13 protein-coding genes and 2 riboswitches are annotated in these 18908 nt (G+C 47.8%); of the genes, 11 read left to right on the top strand and 2 right to left on the bottom strand.

The genetic code is table 11. The annotated features are described in order from the left end of the window. Positions 1-192 precede the first annotated feature (192 nt). Positions 193-293, bottom strand: a riboswitch (glycine riboswitch). A 3-nt stretch (positions 294-296) separates the two neighbouring features. Continuing rightward, a riboswitch (glycine riboswitch) is annotated at positions 297-420 on the bottom strand. Between the two features lie 347 nt (positions 421-767). The 5 genes from gcvH (at position 768) to QP794_RS21715 (ending at position 6886) form a co-directional block, all read left to right on the top strand. Further along, complete coding sequence (gene gcvH / locus QP794_RS21735; RefSeq protein WP_024633107.1) at positions 768-1157, top strand: glycine cleavage system protein GcvH; 390 nt, start codon at positions 768-770, stop codon at positions 1155-1157. A 575-nt stretch (positions 1158-1732) separates the two neighbouring features. Next, positions 1733-3199 (top strand): PTS mannitol transporter subunit IIBC, encoded by a 1467-nt coding sequence (locus tag QP794_RS21730; RefSeq protein WP_024633108.1) that lies wholly within the window; start codon positions 1733-1735, stop codon positions 3197-3199. Next, the gene (locus tag QP794_RS21725) at positions 3199-5307 is read left to right on the top strand and encodes a BglG family transcription antiterminator (RefSeq protein WP_079350655.1); all 2109 of its coding nucleotides are present in this window, start codon (positions 3199-3201) and stop codon (positions 5305-5307) included. Before QP794_RS21730 ends, QP794_RS21725 begins: the two co-directional genes overlap by 1 nt. After that, entirely contained in the window at positions 5304-5738 is a 435-nt protein-coding gene (locus QP794_RS21720) for a PTS mannitol transporter subunit IIA (RefSeq protein ID WP_024633110.1), read from the top strand. The genes QP794_RS21725 and QP794_RS21720 overlap by 4 nt, the downstream gene beginning before the upstream one ends. Further along, entirely contained in the window at positions 5735-6886 is a 1152-nt protein-coding gene (locus QP794_RS21715; RefSeq protein WP_285078843.1) for a mannitol-1-phosphate 5-dehydrogenase, read from the top strand. Before QP794_RS21720 ends, QP794_RS21715 begins: the two co-directional genes overlap by 4 nt. Before the next feature lie 52 nt (positions 6887-6938). Here QP794_RS21715 and QP794_RS21710 read toward each other — a convergent pair whose 3' ends face one another. Continuing rightward, complete coding sequence (locus tag QP794_RS21710; RefSeq protein ID WP_285078842.1) at positions 6939-7187, bottom strand: cysteine-rich CWC family protein; 249 nt, start codon at positions 7185-7187, stop codon at positions 6939-6941. A gap of 94 nt (positions 7188-7281) precedes the next feature. Further along, a complete protein-coding gene (locus QP794_RS21705) occupies positions 7282-9303 on the bottom strand; it encodes an endonuclease MutS2 (RefSeq protein WP_285078840.1) in 2022 nt (673 codons plus the stop codon). Between the two features lie 577 nt (positions 9304-9880). On the opposite strand from QP794_RS21705, the gene QP794_RS21700 reads away from it, so the two are divergent. From QP794_RS21700 to QP794_RS21675, 6 genes are all read left to right on the top strand, one after another. After that, positions 9881-12220: a helix-turn-helix domain-containing protein gene (locus QP794_RS21700; RefSeq protein WP_285078839.1), complete on the top strand. Its 2340-nt coding sequence runs from the start codon at positions 9881-9883 to the stop codon at positions 12218-12220. Positions 12221-12503: 283 nt separating this feature from the next. Beyond that, complete coding sequence (locus tag QP794_RS21695; RefSeq protein ID WP_063566889.1) at positions 12504-13457, top strand: ABC transporter permease; 954 nt, start codon at positions 12504-12506, stop codon at positions 13455-13457. 45 nt (positions 13458-13502) lie between these two features. Beyond that, positions 13503-14375, top strand: coding sequence for a carbohydrate ABC transporter permease (locus tag QP794_RS21690; protein WP_024633116.1), 873 nt, complete (start codon positions 13503-13505; stop codon positions 14373-14375). Positions 14376-14440: 65 nt separating this feature from the next. Then, entirely contained in the window at positions 14441-15940 is a 1500-nt protein-coding gene (locus QP794_RS21685; protein ID WP_285078836.1) for an extracellular solute-binding protein, read from the top strand. A 23-nt stretch (positions 15941-15963) separates the two neighbouring features. Further along, the gene (locus QP794_RS21680; RefSeq protein ID WP_285078835.1) at positions 15964-17076 is read left to right on the top strand and encodes a glycoside hydrolase family 88/105 protein; all 1113 of its coding nucleotides are present in this window, start codon (positions 15964-15966) and stop codon (positions 17074-17076) included. 182 nt (positions 17077-17258) lie between these two features. Then, positions 17259-18770, top strand: a complete 1512-nt coding sequence (locus QP794_RS21675; RefSeq protein ID WP_285078834.1) for an extracellular solute-binding protein — start codon at positions 17259-17261, stop codon at positions 18768-18770. The last annotated feature ends 138 nt before the right edge of the window (positions 18771-18908 follow it).

The raw sequence follows: 18908 nt of genomic DNA, 5'->3' as shown, positions 1-18908 counted from the left end.
ACCTCGTCATGGGCCGTCAACCGGCCGAGTGTATAACCGTGGATCAATGAATCTGTCATCAACAATTAATTATAAAAGTAAGGTAAGGACGCTATAGGCAGCGCCGCTCTATAACCTGTTTTCGTTTTTTTGGGAAAAAGGAAAAGGACAGGCCAAAGAACCGGCATGCCAGAAGCACGCTGTATTCTTAGGCTCTGTCCTTGGTACCTGAGAGTTACCCCGCCGCATGATGCAGCAGGTTTCCCCTTGGGTGATCATAACGCCCACACAGGGCGAATAGATGCTCTCCAGAGTTGCGTCCCGTAAAAGTCCTTTTGCCTGAGAGATTCACCTCCCGCTTGTCGGTGGTTTACTCCTTCGGCGTTACCGCATGTGCACCCTGATTCGGGTGTCAAGGGTAATCTCTCCCTTTACATTCATCCGCGGGTATTGCATAGACCAATAAACATATTTACTACTCTCATTAAAGCCTGAATCGACTATTGATGTCAAGAACGATATCATAGAAATCAACAAAAAATCCGAATGATATTTCAAGATAATTCTATAATGTTCGTATATTTTTAAAGAGTACGCTTACTTTTCTAATATTCACCATTATATGTAGAGAGAGTCCAATAGAGTTACAGGCATATAAGGAAGAAAATCAAATAAATTGTAAGGTATCTTGACATTTGATTCTAAAATATCATACGCTATGTTTTGGGAAAAAGGTTAAGGTCAAAGAAGCGCATGCACTCATTTAATGAAAAGCGAGGCGGATATCGATGAGCGAATTGAAAAGTGATTTCCTGTACAGTGAAGAGCACGAATGGGTGCAGACCGTAGGGGAGGATACCGTACGTATTGGCATTACCGAATTCGCGCAGCATCAGCTGGGTGACATTGTGTTTGTAGAATTGCCTGACCTAGAATCGGATGTAAAGGCGGAAGACAGCATTGGAACAATTGAATCCGTCAAAACCGTTTCGGATTTGTTTTCTCCTGTAAGTGGAACAATTGTTGCTGTAAATGAGGCATTGCAAGATTCCCCGGAGCTAGTTAATAACTCTCCATATGAAGAAGGCTGGATGATCGAAATCCGTGTTGAGGGCGATCTGACAGCGGCATTGTCCACATTGATGAACGCGGATGCGTATCGTAAACATACGGAATAAAACTAGGGTTGCATTTTCCGCTGGAGACTGAATTTCAGCCTCAGGCCAAATGCCGTTTAACTTAAAAAGAATGAATCGATTGATTATAGATCCGGATGGTAATCCTGCTAATCCGGAGAATACTTAGGCGCAATTGTCTCACCTGTAACGGGCTGAGCAATTGCGCTTTTTGCCGTTGTTATTAGAGTATTTCAGATTATTTGAATGAAATGAATAACACCCTAACGTGTTTCATCATCAATCCTGAATGAGATAGAAACTGCTCATTAAAATTGAATAAATTTACAATTTTATTTGTCATTAAAATGGGGTAATTCGTGGGTATGATACAGGAAAGGGAATAACAGGTTCCATTCCTTATACAAGGTTCAAAATGGGACAATCCTTCAAATTTAAATCTTGTCATCAACGTTCATGACGGAAGTAGGTTTTCATTTCGTTGTAGAAGATACCGTTTTCATTTACGATATGGTTGTGAAATTAAGATTTATTACAGATTTGTACCTTCGTTCGTCTGGATCATCGTGTCAAAATTCAGTGGAATTAAGGTTTAATATGTTGAGGAGGTTTTCAGTATGAGTTCAGTGGACGCAAAGTCCGGAAAAAGCGGAGGAATACGGGTCGGCGTTCAGAAGTTTGGACGTTTCCTGAGCGGTATGGTTATGCCGAACATGGGTGCATTTATCGCCTGGGGTTTAATTACGGCATTGTTCATTCCAAAAGGATGGTTCCCTAACGCAGATTTTGCATTGTTGGTTGATCCAATGATCAAATATTTGCTGCCTTTACTTATCGGTTACACAGGCGGTACCATGGTACACGGCCAACGTGGTGGTGTAGTCGGTGCGATTATGACCATCGGGGTTATTGTCGGCAGTGACATCCCCATGTTTCTAGGTGCAATGATTGCCGGACCATTGGGAGCCTGGGTCATTAAGAAATTTGACAAGGCTGTCGATGGCAAAATCAAATCCGGGTTTGAGATGCTCGTTAACAACTTCTCCGCTGGTATTATTGGTGGGATTTTGGCCCTTCTAGCCCTTAAAGGCATCGGGCCTTTCGTTGAAGCGATTAGCAAGGTGTTATCGGCTGGGGTAGAAACCTTGATGAATGCTGGTCTTCTCCCGCTGGTCAACTTGATCATTGAGCCAGGAAAAGTATTATTCCTGAACAATGCCATCAACCATGGGATTCTGACACCGATTGGTACGGATCAGGCAAGAGAACTGGGACAATCGGTATTATTCATGCTTGAATCCAATCCAGGACCTGGACTTGGTATTTTGCTGGCCTATTGCTTCTTTGGTCGGGGATCAGCCAAATCTTCCGCTCCAGGTGCTGTAATTATCCATTTCTTTGGCGGGATTCACGAGATTTATTTCCCTTACATTCTGATGAGACCGATACTGATTCTGGCTGCGATGGCTGGTGGTGTAGCGGGTACATTGACTTTTATGCTGACAGGAGCTGGTTTGGTTTCAGCACCGTCACCGGGTAGTATCATTGCTTACTCTTTGTTAACACCTAAGGGTGGATATCTTGGCATGTTTGCAGGGGTAGCCGTAGCTGCGATCATCTCCTTCCTTGTGGCATCTGTGCTGCTCAAAACAGGTAAACAGAAGGATGACGAAGATCTGGATACTGCATCCAGTCGTATGAAAGACATGAAAAATCAGGGCAAAACGGGTAACCTCACCGTTGATAAAGACAATCGGGAAGCTGACCGTGCGGCTGATATTGCTTCTGCGGCCGTAAAAACGGACATAAACAAAATTGTCTTCTCCTGTGATGCAGGAATGGGTTCGAGTGCCATGGGTGCATCGATTCTGCGGAAGAAAATGAAGGCAGCCGGTGTGGATGTCGCTGTAACGAACACGGCGATCAGTGAGATTCCGCAAGATGCCGACATCGTCATCACTCAGAAAACATTGACAGACCGGGCCAAATCCGTGGCTCCAAATGCAGAGCATATTTCCATCGATAACTTCCTGAAGAGTCCTGAATATGAGGCACTGGTGGAGCGCCTCAAATCCGATTCCTGATGAGTAATATTACAAGGAGACAGCGTGAGATCGTGGAGTTCCTGCTGGAGCATCCGCATGAGGTAACTGCTGGCGAAATAGCTGTTGCGGTCAAAGTAAGCACCCGTACTGTGCATCGGGAGCTGCAGATGATTGAACAATGGCTTGAGCCCCTTGGCATGAGATTGGAAAAAAAATCGGGAACCGGGGTTCGAATTGATCCCGGTTCCGATGATTTGGCCGTATTGCGCCAACAACTTGAGCTTAACGAATATGTAGAGTTTACGCCCGAAGAGCGTAAACTCTTCATGCTTTGTATTTTGCTGGATGAGTCCGAGCCTGTGAAGCTGCTTGCGCTGGCCTCAGATCTGAAGGTAACCGTGTCTACTGCGAGCAATGATCTGGACGATCTGGAGCCACGCATTCATCTGGCGGGCTTGAAGCTGGTTCGCAGGCGCGGATATGGGGTCAAGATCAATGGAAGCGAGTGGGCTCATCGCATGGCTATTTCTGCGCTCGCTCTTGAATATCTGGATGAATCCGATTTGTTCGGTAGGCAAGCGGAGCAGGGCGTCTCCAAAGTAAACAGTAAACTATTGGAAATGATTGGGCATGAGGATGTACTTACGGTCGAAAATGCGTTGTGGCAGCCAGATATTGAGTGGTTGGAAAATATTCCGGAGCGTCAATACATGAAGCTGCTGATTCAAATGTCTGTAGCGGTTGTGCGTATCCGTAAGGGCTTTGGTATTGGTCTGGGCTCTCAACTGGATAAAAAAGACGTTGGAAATTCGCTGCAAGGCGACAAGGGGAAGGTACCAGAATATTTGGCTTCCCGTTTGTGCGGTGTTCTGTCTGCCCAGCTTGGAATTGATTTTGTGGACGAGGAGCAGGCTTATTTTCACAGACTGCTGATTGAAATCGAGCGATCGATTCATTCCTCACGTCTGCTGCCCATAGACGACCTGGTCTTACTCAATATGGTTCGTTCTCTCACAGATCGAATGCAGGAGAATACCCATTATTCGTTCCATGAGGATCGGCTGCTGCGTGAGGGTCTAATTGCTCACATGGAGCCGGTGCTGGAACGAATGGATGGACGGCAGCTCATCCGTAATCCATTGCTTCAGCAGATCCGCAAGGATTATGAATCATTATTTGAGGATGTAAAGAAAGCGGTGCGAGAGGCTTGGCCCAATACGGATGTGCCGGATGAGGAGATTGGATTTTTGGTGATGCACTTCGGTGCTTCCATTGAACGGCTGCGGGTGCTGAAGCGAGAAATCAGGGCTGTCGTCGTCTGTACCAGCGGAATCGGATCTTCACGAATGTTATCGAGCCGTCTGTCCAAGGAAATTCCCGAGATTCGGATTGTGGACAGCGTGTCATGGTATGAAGCCGCACGTATACCGAAGACGGAATATGATTTGGTTCTCTCTACCGTGGATCTGCCAATGGATAAACATCAATACTACAAGGTGAGCCCACTACTGACGGCAGAAGAAAGTGAACGTTTAAGGCACTTCATCAGGACAACGACGCTTCAACGGGAACATAGTCCCCCACCTGAAGCAGAGTCAAGGGCAACAGGACGATTTACCGATCCGGTTGGGCTTGAAGCTACCCTGATTGAAATTGTACAGATTATCGGCAAGTTTCAGGTGTTCCCACTGGATAATCAAGAGATCGGATTTTTCAAAACGGCCTACGCCATGTGCAGCGTTTTGCATCAATCTGGTGTGTTGAACAATCCAGAAGAGATTGCCAGGCTGCTGGAGGAGCGTGAAGAGGTTGGAAGCCAGAAAATTCCCGGGACTTCCCTCGCGCTGTTTCATACACGCAGTGATGGCATTCACAGTCCTTCAATCACGCTTTTCCAACTAACAGAGCCGCTTCTGCGCACGCCGGAAGACCCGGCAGGTGTCAGCCATGTGCTCTTGATGCTTGGACCGAGACAGTTATCGAAGGAAAGCTTGGAGGTACTGAGTGAGATCAGTGCGCTATTGTTGCAGGAAGAAATGATTGCATTACTTGAAAAAGGCAACCGGGATGACCTTATTCATTACTTGTCCCAAGAACTTGCGGGATTTTACCGCAGCAAAACCGAAATTGGAGGTATTCAAACATGAGTGTGTTAACTAAAGATAAAGTCATCATGAATGCAACGGCTCAGGACAAATACGAAGCGATTCGTATGGCAGGTCAGATTTTGAAAGACGCGGGACATATCACCGCAGAATACATTGACAAAATGCTGGAGCGTGAAGAGATTGTCTCCACGTATGTGGGCAACGGACTGGCGATTCCACACGGCACGAAGGAATCCAAATCATTCATCCTGTCCACAGGTATATCGGTTATTCAGTTCCCGCAAGGTGTTGATTTTGGGGAAGAAAAAGCGTATATGGTGATTGGTATCGCCGCTCAGGGCGGAGAACATATGGAGATCCTGACCAGCATCGCAGTCATCTGTGCTGAGGAAGAGAACATGGAAGCTCTGCGTCATGCTCAAACCGCTGAAGAAGTCATTACTATTTTGGAAAGTGAAATGGAACTATGAAGGCCCTTCACTTCGGAGCAGGGAATATTGGACGTGGTTTCATCGGTTTGATCCTGTCCCGTGCTGGTTACAATGTCGTTTTCTCGGACGTTAACCTGGAGCTGGTTAAGGCTCTAGAGCAGCGTGGAGAGTACACGGTTGAGCTGGCTAACGAGGCCAAGGACCTGGAGACCGTTACCGGTGTGAGTGCAATCGATGGAACGAATCTGGATACCGTTGCTCAAAACGTTGCAGAAGCGGAACTGATCACAACGGCAGTGGGTGTAGGCATACTGAAACATATTGCTCCCGGCATTGCCAAAGGACTTACAGCCAGACTGGGAACAGGTGATGTCTTCCAGCCCCTTCACATTATTGCCTGTGAAAATGCAATTGGAGCCAGCACTCAGCTGAAAGAACATGTATATGGTCTGCTTGATGAGCGTACTCGCCTGCTTGCGGATCAGTACGTGTATTTCCCGGATTCAGCCGTAGACCGTATTGTGCCAATTCAGCATCATGAAGATCCATTGCATGTACAGGTAGAGCCTTTCTATGAATGGGTCGTTGACCGTTCACAGATGGCGCCTGCGTTCAAACCGGTTGAGGGTGTAATGTATGTGGATGATCTGGAGCCGTATATCGAACGGAAGCTGTTCACCGTAAATACCGGACACTGTATTGCCGCCTATATTGGATATGTGAACGGGTTTGATACAATTCAGAAGGCTATTGCCGATGAAAAAGTCAAATCTATTGTATATGGGGCCTTGCAGGAAACCGGGGCAGTATTGGTGAAGCGTTTTGGATTCAATGCGGATGACCACCAGCTGTACATTGCCAAAATATTGGAACGGTTCGTTAACCCGCATCTGACGGATGAGGTAACTCGTGTAGGACGTTCTCCGCTGCGGAAGCTGTCCCCGAATGACCGTCTGGTTCGCCCGGCTCTCCAGGCTTACGAGTACGGAACGGAGACAACACATCTGGCGATGGGAATGGCGGCTGCCTGCAAGTTTGATATTTCCGAAGATCCGGAAGCGGTGGAACTTCAGACTACGATCCAGCAAAAAGGGATTGAAGCAGCACTCAGCCAGTATACGTCCATGGACGAGAACCATCCTGTACTGAAGCAAGCGGTAGCGCATTATCAACAAATGCAGAAGTAACATTCTTCATTACAGTACGACGTAATATCGACAGAAGAAGAGCCTCACAGGGTTAACTGTGAGGCTCTTTATTTTGCTCTGTCTTCTTTTTATACGTATCCAGACATGCTTCGCATATACAAGACTTCCTGCGTTGTTCTGCCGGAATGGGGTCAAATACCCCTTCGGGGAACACGGCCTGGTTACACCAGCATGCTGAATGAGGGCGGCCTGCTGCATAGGAACAGCCATTGGCTTCACCACATAAAGGACATACAAGGACTTCTGCAGTCACCTTCTTTGTATCCTGCTCAACAGACATATGAGTCTTCCTTCCCCCGTTGAATTTCTTAACCACGAACGATCGATAGGTTTATTAAAGTATATCAGCTCCACCCATGATATCAATCCTGTGGTTATTCTTCAGGAGGCAATTCAATCGTCAATCCTTCCACATGCTTGCGACCCATCAGTTTGCGCTTCTTCCGGTTTTCCTTGGTCTCCAGCACAATGTCGAGGTCATAGTCGTCGCCCGGATAAAGTTCCTGTGCAGATATATGCAATGTCAGGCGTTTCTTGTGAATTTTGACTTTGCGTCCGCGCAGCATGACTCCGATATTCCCGCGACTGTCCTCCACATCACAGACAATTCCTGACTGGTTCAGATAGGCTGCATAGACACGATCCCCTTTGCGGAATGCTTTGGCAGGGGATGTGGGTTTCGATGTTCCAGTCCAATTGGACTGGTTTCTAGGGCCAGTTTGTACGGAAGGGTTGAGAGGTTCATTGACAGCTTCCAGCGTGTTCCTAGTTTTATTTGAATGCTTTTGTTCAGCCATGCTGCTATTTGGTGATGGTGAAGAATTCACGTCGGGCACAGCTGAAGTAAAGTTTGGAGAGATACGTTGCGAGACACCCTGATCTGAAATGAGCTTGGAGCGCTCAATAATGCGCTGCGGCATACCTAGCTTCAATGCAATGGAATAGGCATAGCTTTCCCCGGCTTCTCCAATCCGCAATCGATAGAGAGGCTGGAGCGAGACTGTATCAAATTCCATTCGTGCATTCTCAAATCCAGGCGTGGCTGCCGCAAAATGTTTGATTTCCCCAAAATGGGTAGTGGCGACAACGGTAGCTCCGCGGCTTTGCAGCTCCTCCAGCATAGCGATCGAGAGTCCCACTCCCTCACCGGGATCAGTACCTGAGGCCATCTCATCAATTAGTACAAGCGTCGATGAATCGGCTTGAGCCAGGATGCCAATCATGTTGCGAATATGTGCAGAAAAGGTACTGAGTGCCTGCTCTAGGCTCTGTCCATCACCGATATCGACGGCAACCTCATGATACACGGCCATCTCGCCCTCTTCAGCGACAGGGACAAGCAGACCGGATTGCATCATCAGGGTGAGCAGACCTAGTGTCTTGAGGGCAACCGTTTTGCCGCCTGTATTCGGTCCTGTAATGATCAGTGAGGAGTACGTGTGACCCATTACAAAATCAAGGGGAACCATGGATGCGCCCATTAATGGATGGCGTGCCCCTTGAAGCCGAACCCGTCCATTGGCATTGACGCGTACAGTCCGTCCGTCCATGGTCGCCGCATATTTCGCTTTGGCGAACAGAAAATCCAGAACCCCTACCGTTTCCGTATTTAGCGCAATTTCGCGATGATACGACTCTGCCATGGAGGTTAAGTCGCCTAGGATTTTCATCTCTTCCCGTGATTCCTCCGCTTGCAGTGAAGCCAGCTCCATTTGCAGACCTACTAATTCCGCTGGCTCAATGTATACGGTTTGGCCGCTGCCTGACTCATCCAGCACACTGCCTTTAACGTGTTTGCGGAATTCTATCTTGATGGGCAGCACCGTTCTTCCACCACGCTGGCTAATGACATTCTCCTGCATGATGGAGCGGTGTTTGCTTATGAGAGAATCCAGCTTGCGCTTCATGCGCTCCTCATTCACCGTCATTTTTTTACGAATACGTATCAGCTCCTTGCTTGCCTGATCCTGAATGCGGCCATTATGAATGCATCGTTCGATCTCGCTCAGCAGGGACTCCATCCATATCATGGATGAAGCGTATCGGCTGACTGTAGGAGCAACCTCGGATTTGCCTTCCATGTATTTCATAAGCTGTGCGCAGCTGCGTAGAAATTGGGCGAGATGGCTGAAATCTCGCTCCGTGAACAAATAACCGGTGCCGAGCAGATCCATGATGGTCTCCATGCCGTCCAGTGAAGGGATGGGAACACTGGCGCCGTAACGAATCAAAGCAGCAGCCTCAGCGGTCTCTTCCAGCCGCATTTGAATCAGAGTAGCGTCCACCATGGGCTTCATGTCTCTTGCATAACGTTTGCCCAAATAGGATAGGGCACAGGCTGCAACGTTTTTTTGAATTTGGGAATAACCCAGACTGTTTAGTGTGTTTTCATTCATGCTTGATCTCTCCTTGGTTATAAAATGGAATTTCGGTTTAAGCGATGGAACATATTCCTGGAAAACGCAAAAAGGGCGGAGAATGAACAAACGTCATTCTCCGCCCTTAACGTAGGGGAAAGCAGGGCCCGTTATAGGTCTATACAAAAAAATCCACGCTGAACACAGCGCGGAAATAGACCCGGACACGTACAATCCCGGAGGCGATTTATGATATCCGCTGTTCTTAACTAAGTACAGGGTAATGGCGCATCAAGAAATACACGTATGCCACAAGGCACAAGCGAATCGAAGGCCAAACTCCTGAATATGAAACTTGGTTAGTTAAGAACGCTCACCGACATCAAAATCTCTCCTTTGATTGAGGAATATGCAACCAATATAAACTGGAAATTGCCTTAAAGTCAACCTTCAATAATAAATAGTGGACTTGAATAACAATGGGTTTTAAAATAACAATAGTAAATTAATCCAATGAAAGCGATATTATACATACGTTTTGCATGAGATCGGGAAGCAATTCCGAAAGCGTTCTCGTTCAAATAACGCAAAATGAACACAAAGGAGGATGCTCTTTTTGCCTAAATACCTGCTGCGTTTGCTCTGTTTTACCATGATTCTTGGAGCCCTTCCGGTCATTGTTATTGGTTCAGTCTCCTATTCGATTGCTTCGCGTGACATTGAGCAGAAGGTGCGTGAGAGTAATTTGCAGATTCTGCATCAGACCCAAATGCGGGTAGAGCAAGTGCTGCGCAGTCTGCAATTGTCGTCCATCCAATATGTGAATTCTCCATTGGTTTTACAAGCGATGAAAAAACCGTTGGACAGCAGCGAATTCCAGGACATTCGTGATCTGACCTCCGGATTTAATAATTTGCAATCGGTTACAAATATTGATCAGGCCTATCTCGTGAATCTGGATGAAGACTGGGTCGTTTCGATGAGATCCTTTGGAAAGTTGGACGATTTTAGTATTCGGGACCGGATTGGCTCCTATATGAAATATACTAACAGCCTGTTCTGGGTGACGCAAAATGTGAGTTCAACCAAAGAAAGTAGTGTGCCAGTATCGGCCGGAGTGGGTGAAGCGGGACAAGAACCCGCGCCTACCCTTATTTCATCCGACAATGTGGTCAGCATGGTATTCAAGATTCCGATGATCCCAACGAATGTGAAACCCAAGGGATTTCTGGTTATAGACATAGCCGATACAGAGCTAAGTACATTTCTGAGTCGAAATTCAAATTTAGGAGATATGTACGTCCTTGATCGGGAGCAGAAATATTTTCTCAACGATACACAGCAAGACGGGAAATACGATGCGCTGAATCAGGAAATCCATGAAAAGGTACAAACGACGGGACTCTCGGAGGGCTTCTTCAGTGCAGAGGTGGAAGGAAGCCAGGTGGCGGTTAGCTACAGGCAGTCCCCACTTAATAGCTGGTTGTATGTGTCCGTTGTATCGCTGGGTCAGATAACCGCTCAGTCGAAGAAAATTGCATTGGTTACGGGAGTGGCTACACTGGTCATGTTATGTGTGACGGGACTGGTAGCCATCTACGGCAGCCGCAAGATGTATTCTCCGATTTCCAGACTTCTGCAGTTTACAAAAGGACTGGATTCTCCAGTGGCTCCGTCGGGACGCCGTCAGGATGAATTTATATACATCGAAGAGCGATTATCGACTTTATTCAGTTCGGAGAAAACGATGCGTGAGCAGATGAAGGGTCAGCATGTTCATTTGCAGGAATTTTTTATGACCAAACTGCTTACAGGCAAAATATCGGAAGATGACTTCAGATATCAGGGACAGCTCTATGATTTTCCGACATCCTGGTCACGGCTAGGGGTACTCACGCTTCAGATCGATACCCTTGAAGGGACAAGGTATGAAGAGCAGGACCGGGACCTGCTGCTGTTCGCGTTAAACAATATGGTCGGTGAGCTGCTGCCTTCGGATATTCGATTTGCCCCTGTCATGATTGATGACGCCCAGGTTACGGTGCTGGCCTCCGTGCTGGAGGATGAAGTACAGCTCAAAGAATGGATGCATTCCCAAGCCGAATTGATTCGTGAGCGGGTCGTAACCTATCTGAATTTGCCCGTAAGTATCGGTATCAGCCGCTCCTATTCTGCAATAGGTGATTCACCAAGGGCTTATCAGGAGAGTCGTGAGGCTCTGCAAGGCAGGGTAAGTCTGGGGAGCCGTATTATTTTGCATTATGAGGATATTCAGCCGCGCGGTCAGACGGAGGCAGCGTTATATACACAACTCAGGATGATTGAAGACCAGCTGGCTTCTGCACTCAAGCAAGGAGATGAGGAGAAAACGGATGTGTACTTTAAGCGGTATCTCGGATTGCTCGCAGACAAGAAGCTGCACTTCAGCGAGTACCCCGTTATCATGGTTCAGCTGTTGTCCCGTGTGTACCAGCTCGTGCAGGAGCAGGGTGGTAATGTTGCGGAAGTGTTGGGTGAAAAAGCCTCCATGGCTCGATTGCTGAAGTTGTCCACATTGGATGAAATGACGAACTGGTTCCGCAAATGTTTATTCCAACCTGTCATTCGATTCTGGCGTGAACAGGAAGAGTCTCAATATCTGAATATAGCCCGCCGGATGATTCGACTGATTGAGGAGCGTTATGATCGCGAATTGTCACTGGAAGCTTGCGCAGAAGAACTGAATTTTCATCCAGTCTACCTGAGCCGTGTGTTCAAGAAGGAGGCTGGTGTGAATTTTACGGAATACCTGGCCGAATATCGGATGGAAAAAGCCAAAACCTGGCTGCAGACGACCAACCTGAAAATATCGGAGATTGCCGAGAAACTCAATTACACGAACCCCACCGCTTTTATCCGAACCTTTCGTAAAATTACAGGAACTACCCCCGGGAAATACCGGGAGCAGCAGCGATAATAGCCACCTGCTCTGCCTGCCATGGCAGGCAGGTTTTTCTTTGTTTCAGGGTTAGCCTTTTTACTGTGATTGGAGCAGAGTTAAGACAGGAATATCAGAGGTTAAATGGGGTTCATTGAGGGGAGCAGCCCAGGGATATAAACGTCCTAAACCCTTGATACATAAGGGAAAACAAGAAGCTAAAACGAGACGATAGCCAGTTACCCGTTTATCCTCCACAATGAAGACATGAATTCAGGAAGTGATATTTTGTAATCGTTTCCAATGTGGGGAGGAACACACTATGAAAGCCGAAACGGCGGCTCGGACACGGCCCGCTACCCGCAGTGACAAAAACCTGCTGTGGAGGGACATTATCAAAAACCGGTGGCTCTATATTATGTTGATACCGGGCGTGCTCTACTTTGTTATTTTCAAATATATACCCATGTACGGTATTACGATGGCTTTTCAGGATTACACGCCTTACAAGGGCATTCTGGGCAGCGACTGGGTAGGGTTCAAGCATTTCCAGCGTTTCTTCGGGGAACCGCAGTTCTGGACTTTGTTCCGGAATACGTTTTTGCTAGCGATTTATAATATGGTGTTCTTCTTTCCACTGCCCATTGTATTGGCGCTTATGATGAATGAAGTTCGCCGTGAACGGTTCAAACGATTTGTACAGACGCTAGTATATGTTCCGCACTTTGTTTCCTGGGTTGTGGTGGTGGGTGTGTTCTACATGCTGTTCACAACCGAGGGCGGCGCCATTAACGAATTACTTTATAATCTGACGGGACAAAAAGTGGCTTTCCTGCTGGAGCCCGGCTGGTTTCGAACGATGATTGTTGGACAATCCATCTGGAAAGAGGTCGGTTGGGGCACGATTATTTTCCTGGCGGCACTGTCTGGTGTAGATACACAGCTCTATGAGGCTGCACGGATGGATGGTGCCAATCGCTGGCGACAGACGTGGCATATTACGCTGCCTGCCATCCGCAGCACGATTATTATTTTGCTCATTCTGCGTCTGGGCAACTTTCTGGATACAGGCTTTGAACAAATCTTCCTGATGCTGACGCCGACGAACCGGGATGTGGGTGAGGTATTCGATACTTATGTCTACACCAAAGGTCTCACACAGGCACAGTACAGTTATAGTGCTGCTGTCGGTTTGTTCAAGTCGGTGGTTGGACTTGCGCTTGTACTAGGTGCCAACACGATGGCCAAAAAATTCGGGGAGGAAGGCGTCTACTAACGCTTGGCAGCAGACGTTCTTCACCAGACAGGAGTGAACATTAAGATGCAACAGGATAAAACGTGGGGCAACCGGATCTTTGATATCCTCAATCATGGCTTTCTGCTATTAATCGGAATCGTGACCGTTATCCCGTTCATTTATATTTTGGCCGTCTCATTTACCAGCCCGCATGAAGTGGCCAAAGGAGGATTCATTCTTTTTCCGAAAGAATTTTCCCTCGCCGCTTATCGCTACATCTTCTCTACAGACACATTGATTCGCAGTCTGGGCGTATCGATCTATATCACCGTAATTGGTACGCTGCTTAACCTGTTGTTTACGTCGCTTATGGCGTATCCGCTCTCCAGAAGATACTTGCGTGGCCGTCAGCCGATTTTGCTGGGTGTGCTGTTCACGATGCTGTTCAGCGGCGGGATGATTCCTACCTATTTTGTCGTAAAATCATTGCACCTGACCGATACGTTATGGTCTCTGATGCTGCCTACCGCGATTAGTGCGTTCAATCTGATCGTACTTAAAAACTTCTTCCAGGCCATTCCGGACGAACTGGAGGATGCCGCCAAAATCGATGGATGTAACGATGTGGGTGTATTGTTCCGAATTGTTCTGCCTTTGTCGATGCCGGCAATGGCTACATTCTCACTCTTTTACGCGGTGGCTCACTGGAACAGCTTCTTCAACGCTGTCATTTATATCAACGATAGTGAAAAGTGGCCCGTACAAGTGTGGCTGCGTGAGATTGTCATCCTGGCCCAGAGCCGGATCGGAGATACGAGTATCGAAGAGACCGAGATTCAGCCGCTTACCATTCGAATGGCCGTTATCGTGTTCTCCACGATTCCAATCATGCTGGTCTACCCGTTCCTGCAAAAGCATTTTGCCAAAGGAGTGATGCTGGGCTCAGTAAAAGGTTAAATTGGTATACGTTTGACTATTGGAACTGGATCATGACTGTATATAAAAAGGGAGGTTTTCGTTTGATGAAAGCAACAATAAAGAAAGCCGCAGCTGTTTTGAGCACACTGGCACTGGTGACAGGTCTGTTGGCAGGGTGTGGATCGGATGAAGGTCAGGCTGCCGAGGGCGGCGTTCAGAACGTGTCCATTGCAATCGTACAGGTGGGAGATGTACCTAGCAAAGGGAATGAGGTCCAGCAAAAGATTGAGGCGTATACCAATACCAAGCTGGACATTCAGTGGATTCCGGCTTCGGCTTACAATGACAAAATTAATGTCATGATTGCATCTGGCGATATGCCCAAAATTTTGAAAGTACAGTATAACCCTACTGTGACGAGTGCAATGCGTAACGACGTATTCTGGGAAGTTGGACCATTGCTGAAGGATTATAAAAATCTGTCTGCACAAAACGAGCGTTTCTTTGACAATATCAAGGTGGAAGGCAAAATCTACGGGGTACCCGGATTTTCTGATATTGCCCGTGCAACGGTCATTTACCGTAAAGACTGGTTCGATAAACTGAATCTCAAGGTACCAACGACACCGGATGAATGGTATGAAACGATTAAGACGCTGGCAACCTCCGATCCGGATGGAGACGGTCAGAATAATACGTTTGGATTGATGCTTTTCAAAAAATATAACGAGGATCAATACTCCTTCACTACACGTCTTGGCGTGAGCTTTGGTGCTCCAAACAAGTGGAAAGTAGAGGATGACGGCAGCTTTACACCTGAATTCATGACACCTGAGTATATGCAGGTGCTGGATTTGCTGAAGCGTTTGTACAGTGAGAAGCTGCTGAATCAGGACTTTGCCGTATTTGACTCCACAGAAGCGGAGAAGAAATTTGATACAGGCGTAGCTGGCATCCGTGTTGGTGTTGCCCAGAACGGGAAGAGCCAGCAAGAGCGTCTGTCCAAAAACGACCCGAATGCCGTGGTAGACATTGAAGGTCTGCTCGGTGTGAATGGTGACCGCGTTGCAGGGCAGACGGGTAACTCCGGCATTCTGGCTTTCCCGAAAGCAACGGTGAAATCGGAGGAAGAGCTGAAAAACCTGTTATCTTTCCTGGATAAACTGATGGACCCCGAGATGGCGACGCTGCTGATGCGTGGTATTGAAGATAAACATTACAAGAAGGTTGGCGAAGATCAGGTGGAGATGAGCGACTTCGACGCATTCCAGCGTGAAGTGAAGCCTTATCGTGACAACCTGCCTTACGTCGAAGGATATAATGTGCCGAAGTTGAAAGATACCGAACTGGGTGAGAAGGGTACGGAACTTGCCAAAGAGCTGGCAGAACATGCTGTGCCAAATCCTGCATTAACTTTGTATTCGGCTACGTATGGTGACCGTGGGGCAGATCTGGATCAGATGATTGCAGATGCGCAGACCAAATATATTATGGGCAAAATCGATGAAAATGGCTGGAAACAGGAAATTGAGAATTGGGGCAATGCCGGCGGTACCAAAATTCGTGAGGAATATGCCGAGGACTACAAAAAACAGGCTAAATAAAAAGCCGGAAGCGGAGGAACCCCATGAAAGAAACAATGCAATTCACACCGGTACGGATGGCTGAACAGTTCATGGAAAGTTATCGCAATCATGAGCTGTATCCGACCTGGCATTATGAAAATGGTTGTCTGCTGAAAGCGCTGGAAGAGCTGTACACCCATACCGGTGAACAGAAATATTTCGATTACATCCGTGAACTGATGGATAATTTTATTCAGGAAGATGGCTCAATTCGCTCCTATGCAGTCGAGGAGTATAACCTGGACCAGATTAACCAGGGAAAATCATTGTTCCTGTTGCTGAACAAAACCGGTGAAGAGAAGTACCGTAAAGCCGCAGATTTGCTCATGGTCCAGCTTAAGGGGCAGCCCCGTACGAGTGAAGGTGGATTCTGGCATAAGAAGGTCTATCCGTTCCAGATGTGGCTCGATGGGCTGTATATGGCCACTCCGTTCCTAACACAGTATGGTGGCGTTACAGGCGAAGAGAAGTGGTTTGACAAGGCGGCATTACAGCTGCTGCTGGTGGAGAAGCGTACACGGGATCCACGCAGCGGTCTGCTGTACCATGCCTGGGATGAGAGCAAGGAACAGCGCTGGAGCTCGGGAGAAACCGGATGTTCTCCGCATGTATGGAGCCGGGCGATGGGCTGGTATGTGATGGCGGTAGTGGATACACTGGATCATCTGCCTGTAGATCATGAGCAGCGCGGCCAGATTGTGGGGATCTTCGAACGTGTAGCGAATGCGCTTGTACATGTACAGGACCAACAGTCCGGGCTATGGCCTCATTTGCTCGATCAGCCGGGCCGTGAGCGCAACTATCTGGAGGCTTCGGGAACCTCCATGTTTGTTTACGCACTGGCTAAGGGAGTACGGAAGGGTTACCTGAGTGGCAAGTTCAAAGCGATCGCAGAAAAGGGGTATCAGGGTCTGCTGCAGCATCTGCTGCAAACGGATCGCGAAGGCGTATTGTCCCTGACGCAGTGTAACGGAGGGGCAGGTCTGGGCGGTACCCCGTATCGTGACGGGTCATACGAGTATTACGTGACTGAATCCATTCGGATTAATGATCCGAAATCGGTTGCTCCGTTTATTTTGGCAGGAGTGGAGATGGAACTTTACAAGTTCAACTAACATGTACACATGAGAACGGAGAGGACAGAAAAAACCTGAAGAAGCGGAGCGTTCGCCTTTATCCCCGGATTTTCCCCTTTGAAAATAGGAATCAAAAAAATCTGGGGATAACAGCGATCGGAAGGTTGTTCTGTCATTGGAGTGGTTTGTGTATATAACCTTATCCAAAGGAGAGATGGTTCATGAGTCCAAAAGGTCGGATGTCCCGTTTAGGCGGATTAGTTGTGGTTGGTGCAATGTCTGCTGGACTGCTTGCAGGCTGTGGGGGAGAAAAAGCGCCTGCGGCAGGGGAGGGCAAGCTTCCCATTTCGATTTCTTTGATGCAGGTAGGTGATGTGCCGGCCAAGGAGAATGGGATTGAACAAAAGATTGAGGAATATACCAACACGGATGTCAATGTACAGTGGATTCCGCAGTCTGCTTTTGATGATAAAGTGAACGTCATGGTAGCTTCGGGCGAGATGCCAACCATTATGCGGGTGAATTATGTACCCACAACATTTAACGCAGCCAAGACGGGGCTGTTCTGGGAAATTGGACCTTACCTGAAGGATTATAAAAACCTGTCAGCTCAATCCAAGGCTTATTTTGACAATATCAAGATCGAAGGCAAGATCTACGGGGTACCCAACTTCCGCGATATCGGGCGTACAGCCATGGTGTACCGCAAGGACTGGTTTGACAAGCTGAAGCTGGATGTACCGAAAACGCTGGATGACTGGTACGAAGTGATGCGTTCCATTCGCAAGGATGATCCTGATGGTAATGGCAAGGAAGATACGTATGGAACGGTGCTGTTCAAAAAGTACAACGAAGGTGTATCCTCTCCGCTCACACGGATCGCCGTAAGTATCGGTGGGGTGAACAAGTGGGGTGTGGACGACGCGGGCAAACTTACGCCCGAATTCCTGACCACAGAATATGTGGACACGATGAAGCTGTTCAAGCGTCTGTTCAGTGAAGGATTGATCAACAGTGACTTTCCTGCGCTGGACCCATCCGATGCGGACAAAAAAATTGACTCCGGTCTGGTAGCCATGAAGCTGAACGGTGTTGCTCAGAACGGAAAGTCATTCCAGCAGCGGCTGACACCAAACGTGCCGGATGGCGAGATTGATGTGGCCCCGTTCCAGGGACCGGATGGCATTCGAATTGCCGGGGAACCGGGGAATTATGGCATGCTTGTCATTCCCAAAGCTTCCGTATCGGACGAAGATCAGTTAAAACAGGTGCTGACGTTCCTGGATCAACTGATGGACGAACCGCTCAGTACGCTCCAGCTGCGGGGTCTTGAGGATGTACACTATACGAAGACTTCGGATGGCAAAACCGAGTTCAAGGACTTCGACGGGTATCAGCGCGAAGTGAAGCCGTATCGTGACAATCTGCTAAGCGTTGAAGGTTATAACGTGACTGAGCTTGTCGATGTACCGATCGGTATGAAGGGCACGAAGATGGCGCGTGAGAATGAGCAGTACGCCATTCCGAATCCGGCGCTGACCCTGTCCTCTGCCATCTATACGGAGCGCGGCCAGGAGCTGGATCAGATGATCTGGGATGCACAGACCAAGTACATTATGGGCAAAATCGATGATGCTGGATGGGAGCAGGAAGTGGAGAACTGGAGAAAATCCGGCGGAGACCAGCTTATCAAGGAGCTGGAAGCTTCCTATGTGGAGCTGAATGGGAAGTAGTAGCGGAACAAGCTGTGTTTTACGTGAAATGACGTGAAGCATGGCTTGTTTTTTTTATGGTCTTTTTCATCCCCAAGATTATGGTTAAGTGACAGAAGGGGTATAAAAAGTAAGGAGCATTCGTTCCACATTTATTTT

Origin of the sequence: Paenibacillus sp. UMB7766-LJ446 (assembly GCF_030226665.1) — a bacterium.
GTDB lineage: Bacteria > Bacillota > Bacilli > Paenibacillales > Paenibacillaceae > Paenibacillus > Paenibacillus vandeheii.
The sequence above is the reverse complement of the archived record's forward strand: the minus strand, read 5'-3'. Positions and strand labels throughout refer to the sequence as shown.

What these genes read in the sequence shown, in the direction of transcription:
- gcvH (WP_024633107.1), top strand. Translation starts at nt 768, where the DNA reads ATGAGCGAATTGAAAAGTGATTTCCTGTACAGTGAAGAGCACGAATGG.
- QP794_RS21730 (WP_024633108.1), top strand. Translation starts at nt 1,733, where the DNA reads ATGAGTTCAGTGGACGCAAAGTCCGGAAAAAGCGGAGGAATACGGGTC.
- QP794_RS21725 (WP_079350655.1), top strand. Translation starts at nt 3,199, where the DNA reads ATGAGTAATATTACAAGGAGACAGCGTGAGATCGTGGAGTTCCTGCTG.
- QP794_RS21720 (WP_024633110.1), top strand. Translation starts at nt 5,304, where the DNA reads ATGAGTGTGTTAACTAAAGATAAAGTCATCATGAATGCAACGGCTCAG.
- QP794_RS21715 (WP_285078843.1), top strand. Translation starts at nt 5,735, where the DNA reads ATGAAGGCCCTTCACTTCGGAGCAGGGAATATTGGACGTGGTTTCATC.
- QP794_RS21710 (WP_285078842.1), bottom strand. Translation starts at nt 7,187, where the DNA reads ATGTCTGTTGAGCAGGATACAAAGAAGGTGACTGCAGAAGTCCTTGTA.
- QP794_RS21705 (WP_285078840.1), bottom strand. Translation starts at nt 9,303, where the DNA reads ATGAATGAAAACACACTAAACAGTCTGGGTTATTCCCAAATTCAAAAA.
- QP794_RS21695 (WP_063566889.1), top strand. Translation starts at nt 12,504, where the DNA reads ATGAAAGCCGAAACGGCGGCTCGGACACGGCCCGCTACCCGCAGTGAC.
- QP794_RS21690 (WP_024633116.1), top strand. Translation starts at nt 13,503, where the DNA reads ATGCAACAGGATAAAACGTGGGGCAACCGGATCTTTGATATCCTCAAT.
- QP794_RS21685 (WP_285078836.1), top strand. Translation starts at nt 14,441, where the DNA reads ATGAAAGCAACAATAAAGAAAGCCGCAGCTGTTTTGAGCACACTGGCA.
- QP794_RS21680 (WP_285078835.1), top strand. Translation starts at nt 15,964, where the DNA reads ATGAAAGAAACAATGCAATTCACACCGGTACGGATGGCTGAACAGTTC.
- QP794_RS21675 (WP_285078834.1), top strand. Translation starts at nt 17,259, where the DNA reads ATGAGTCCAAAAGGTCGGATGTCCCGTTTAGGCGGATTAGTTGTGGTT.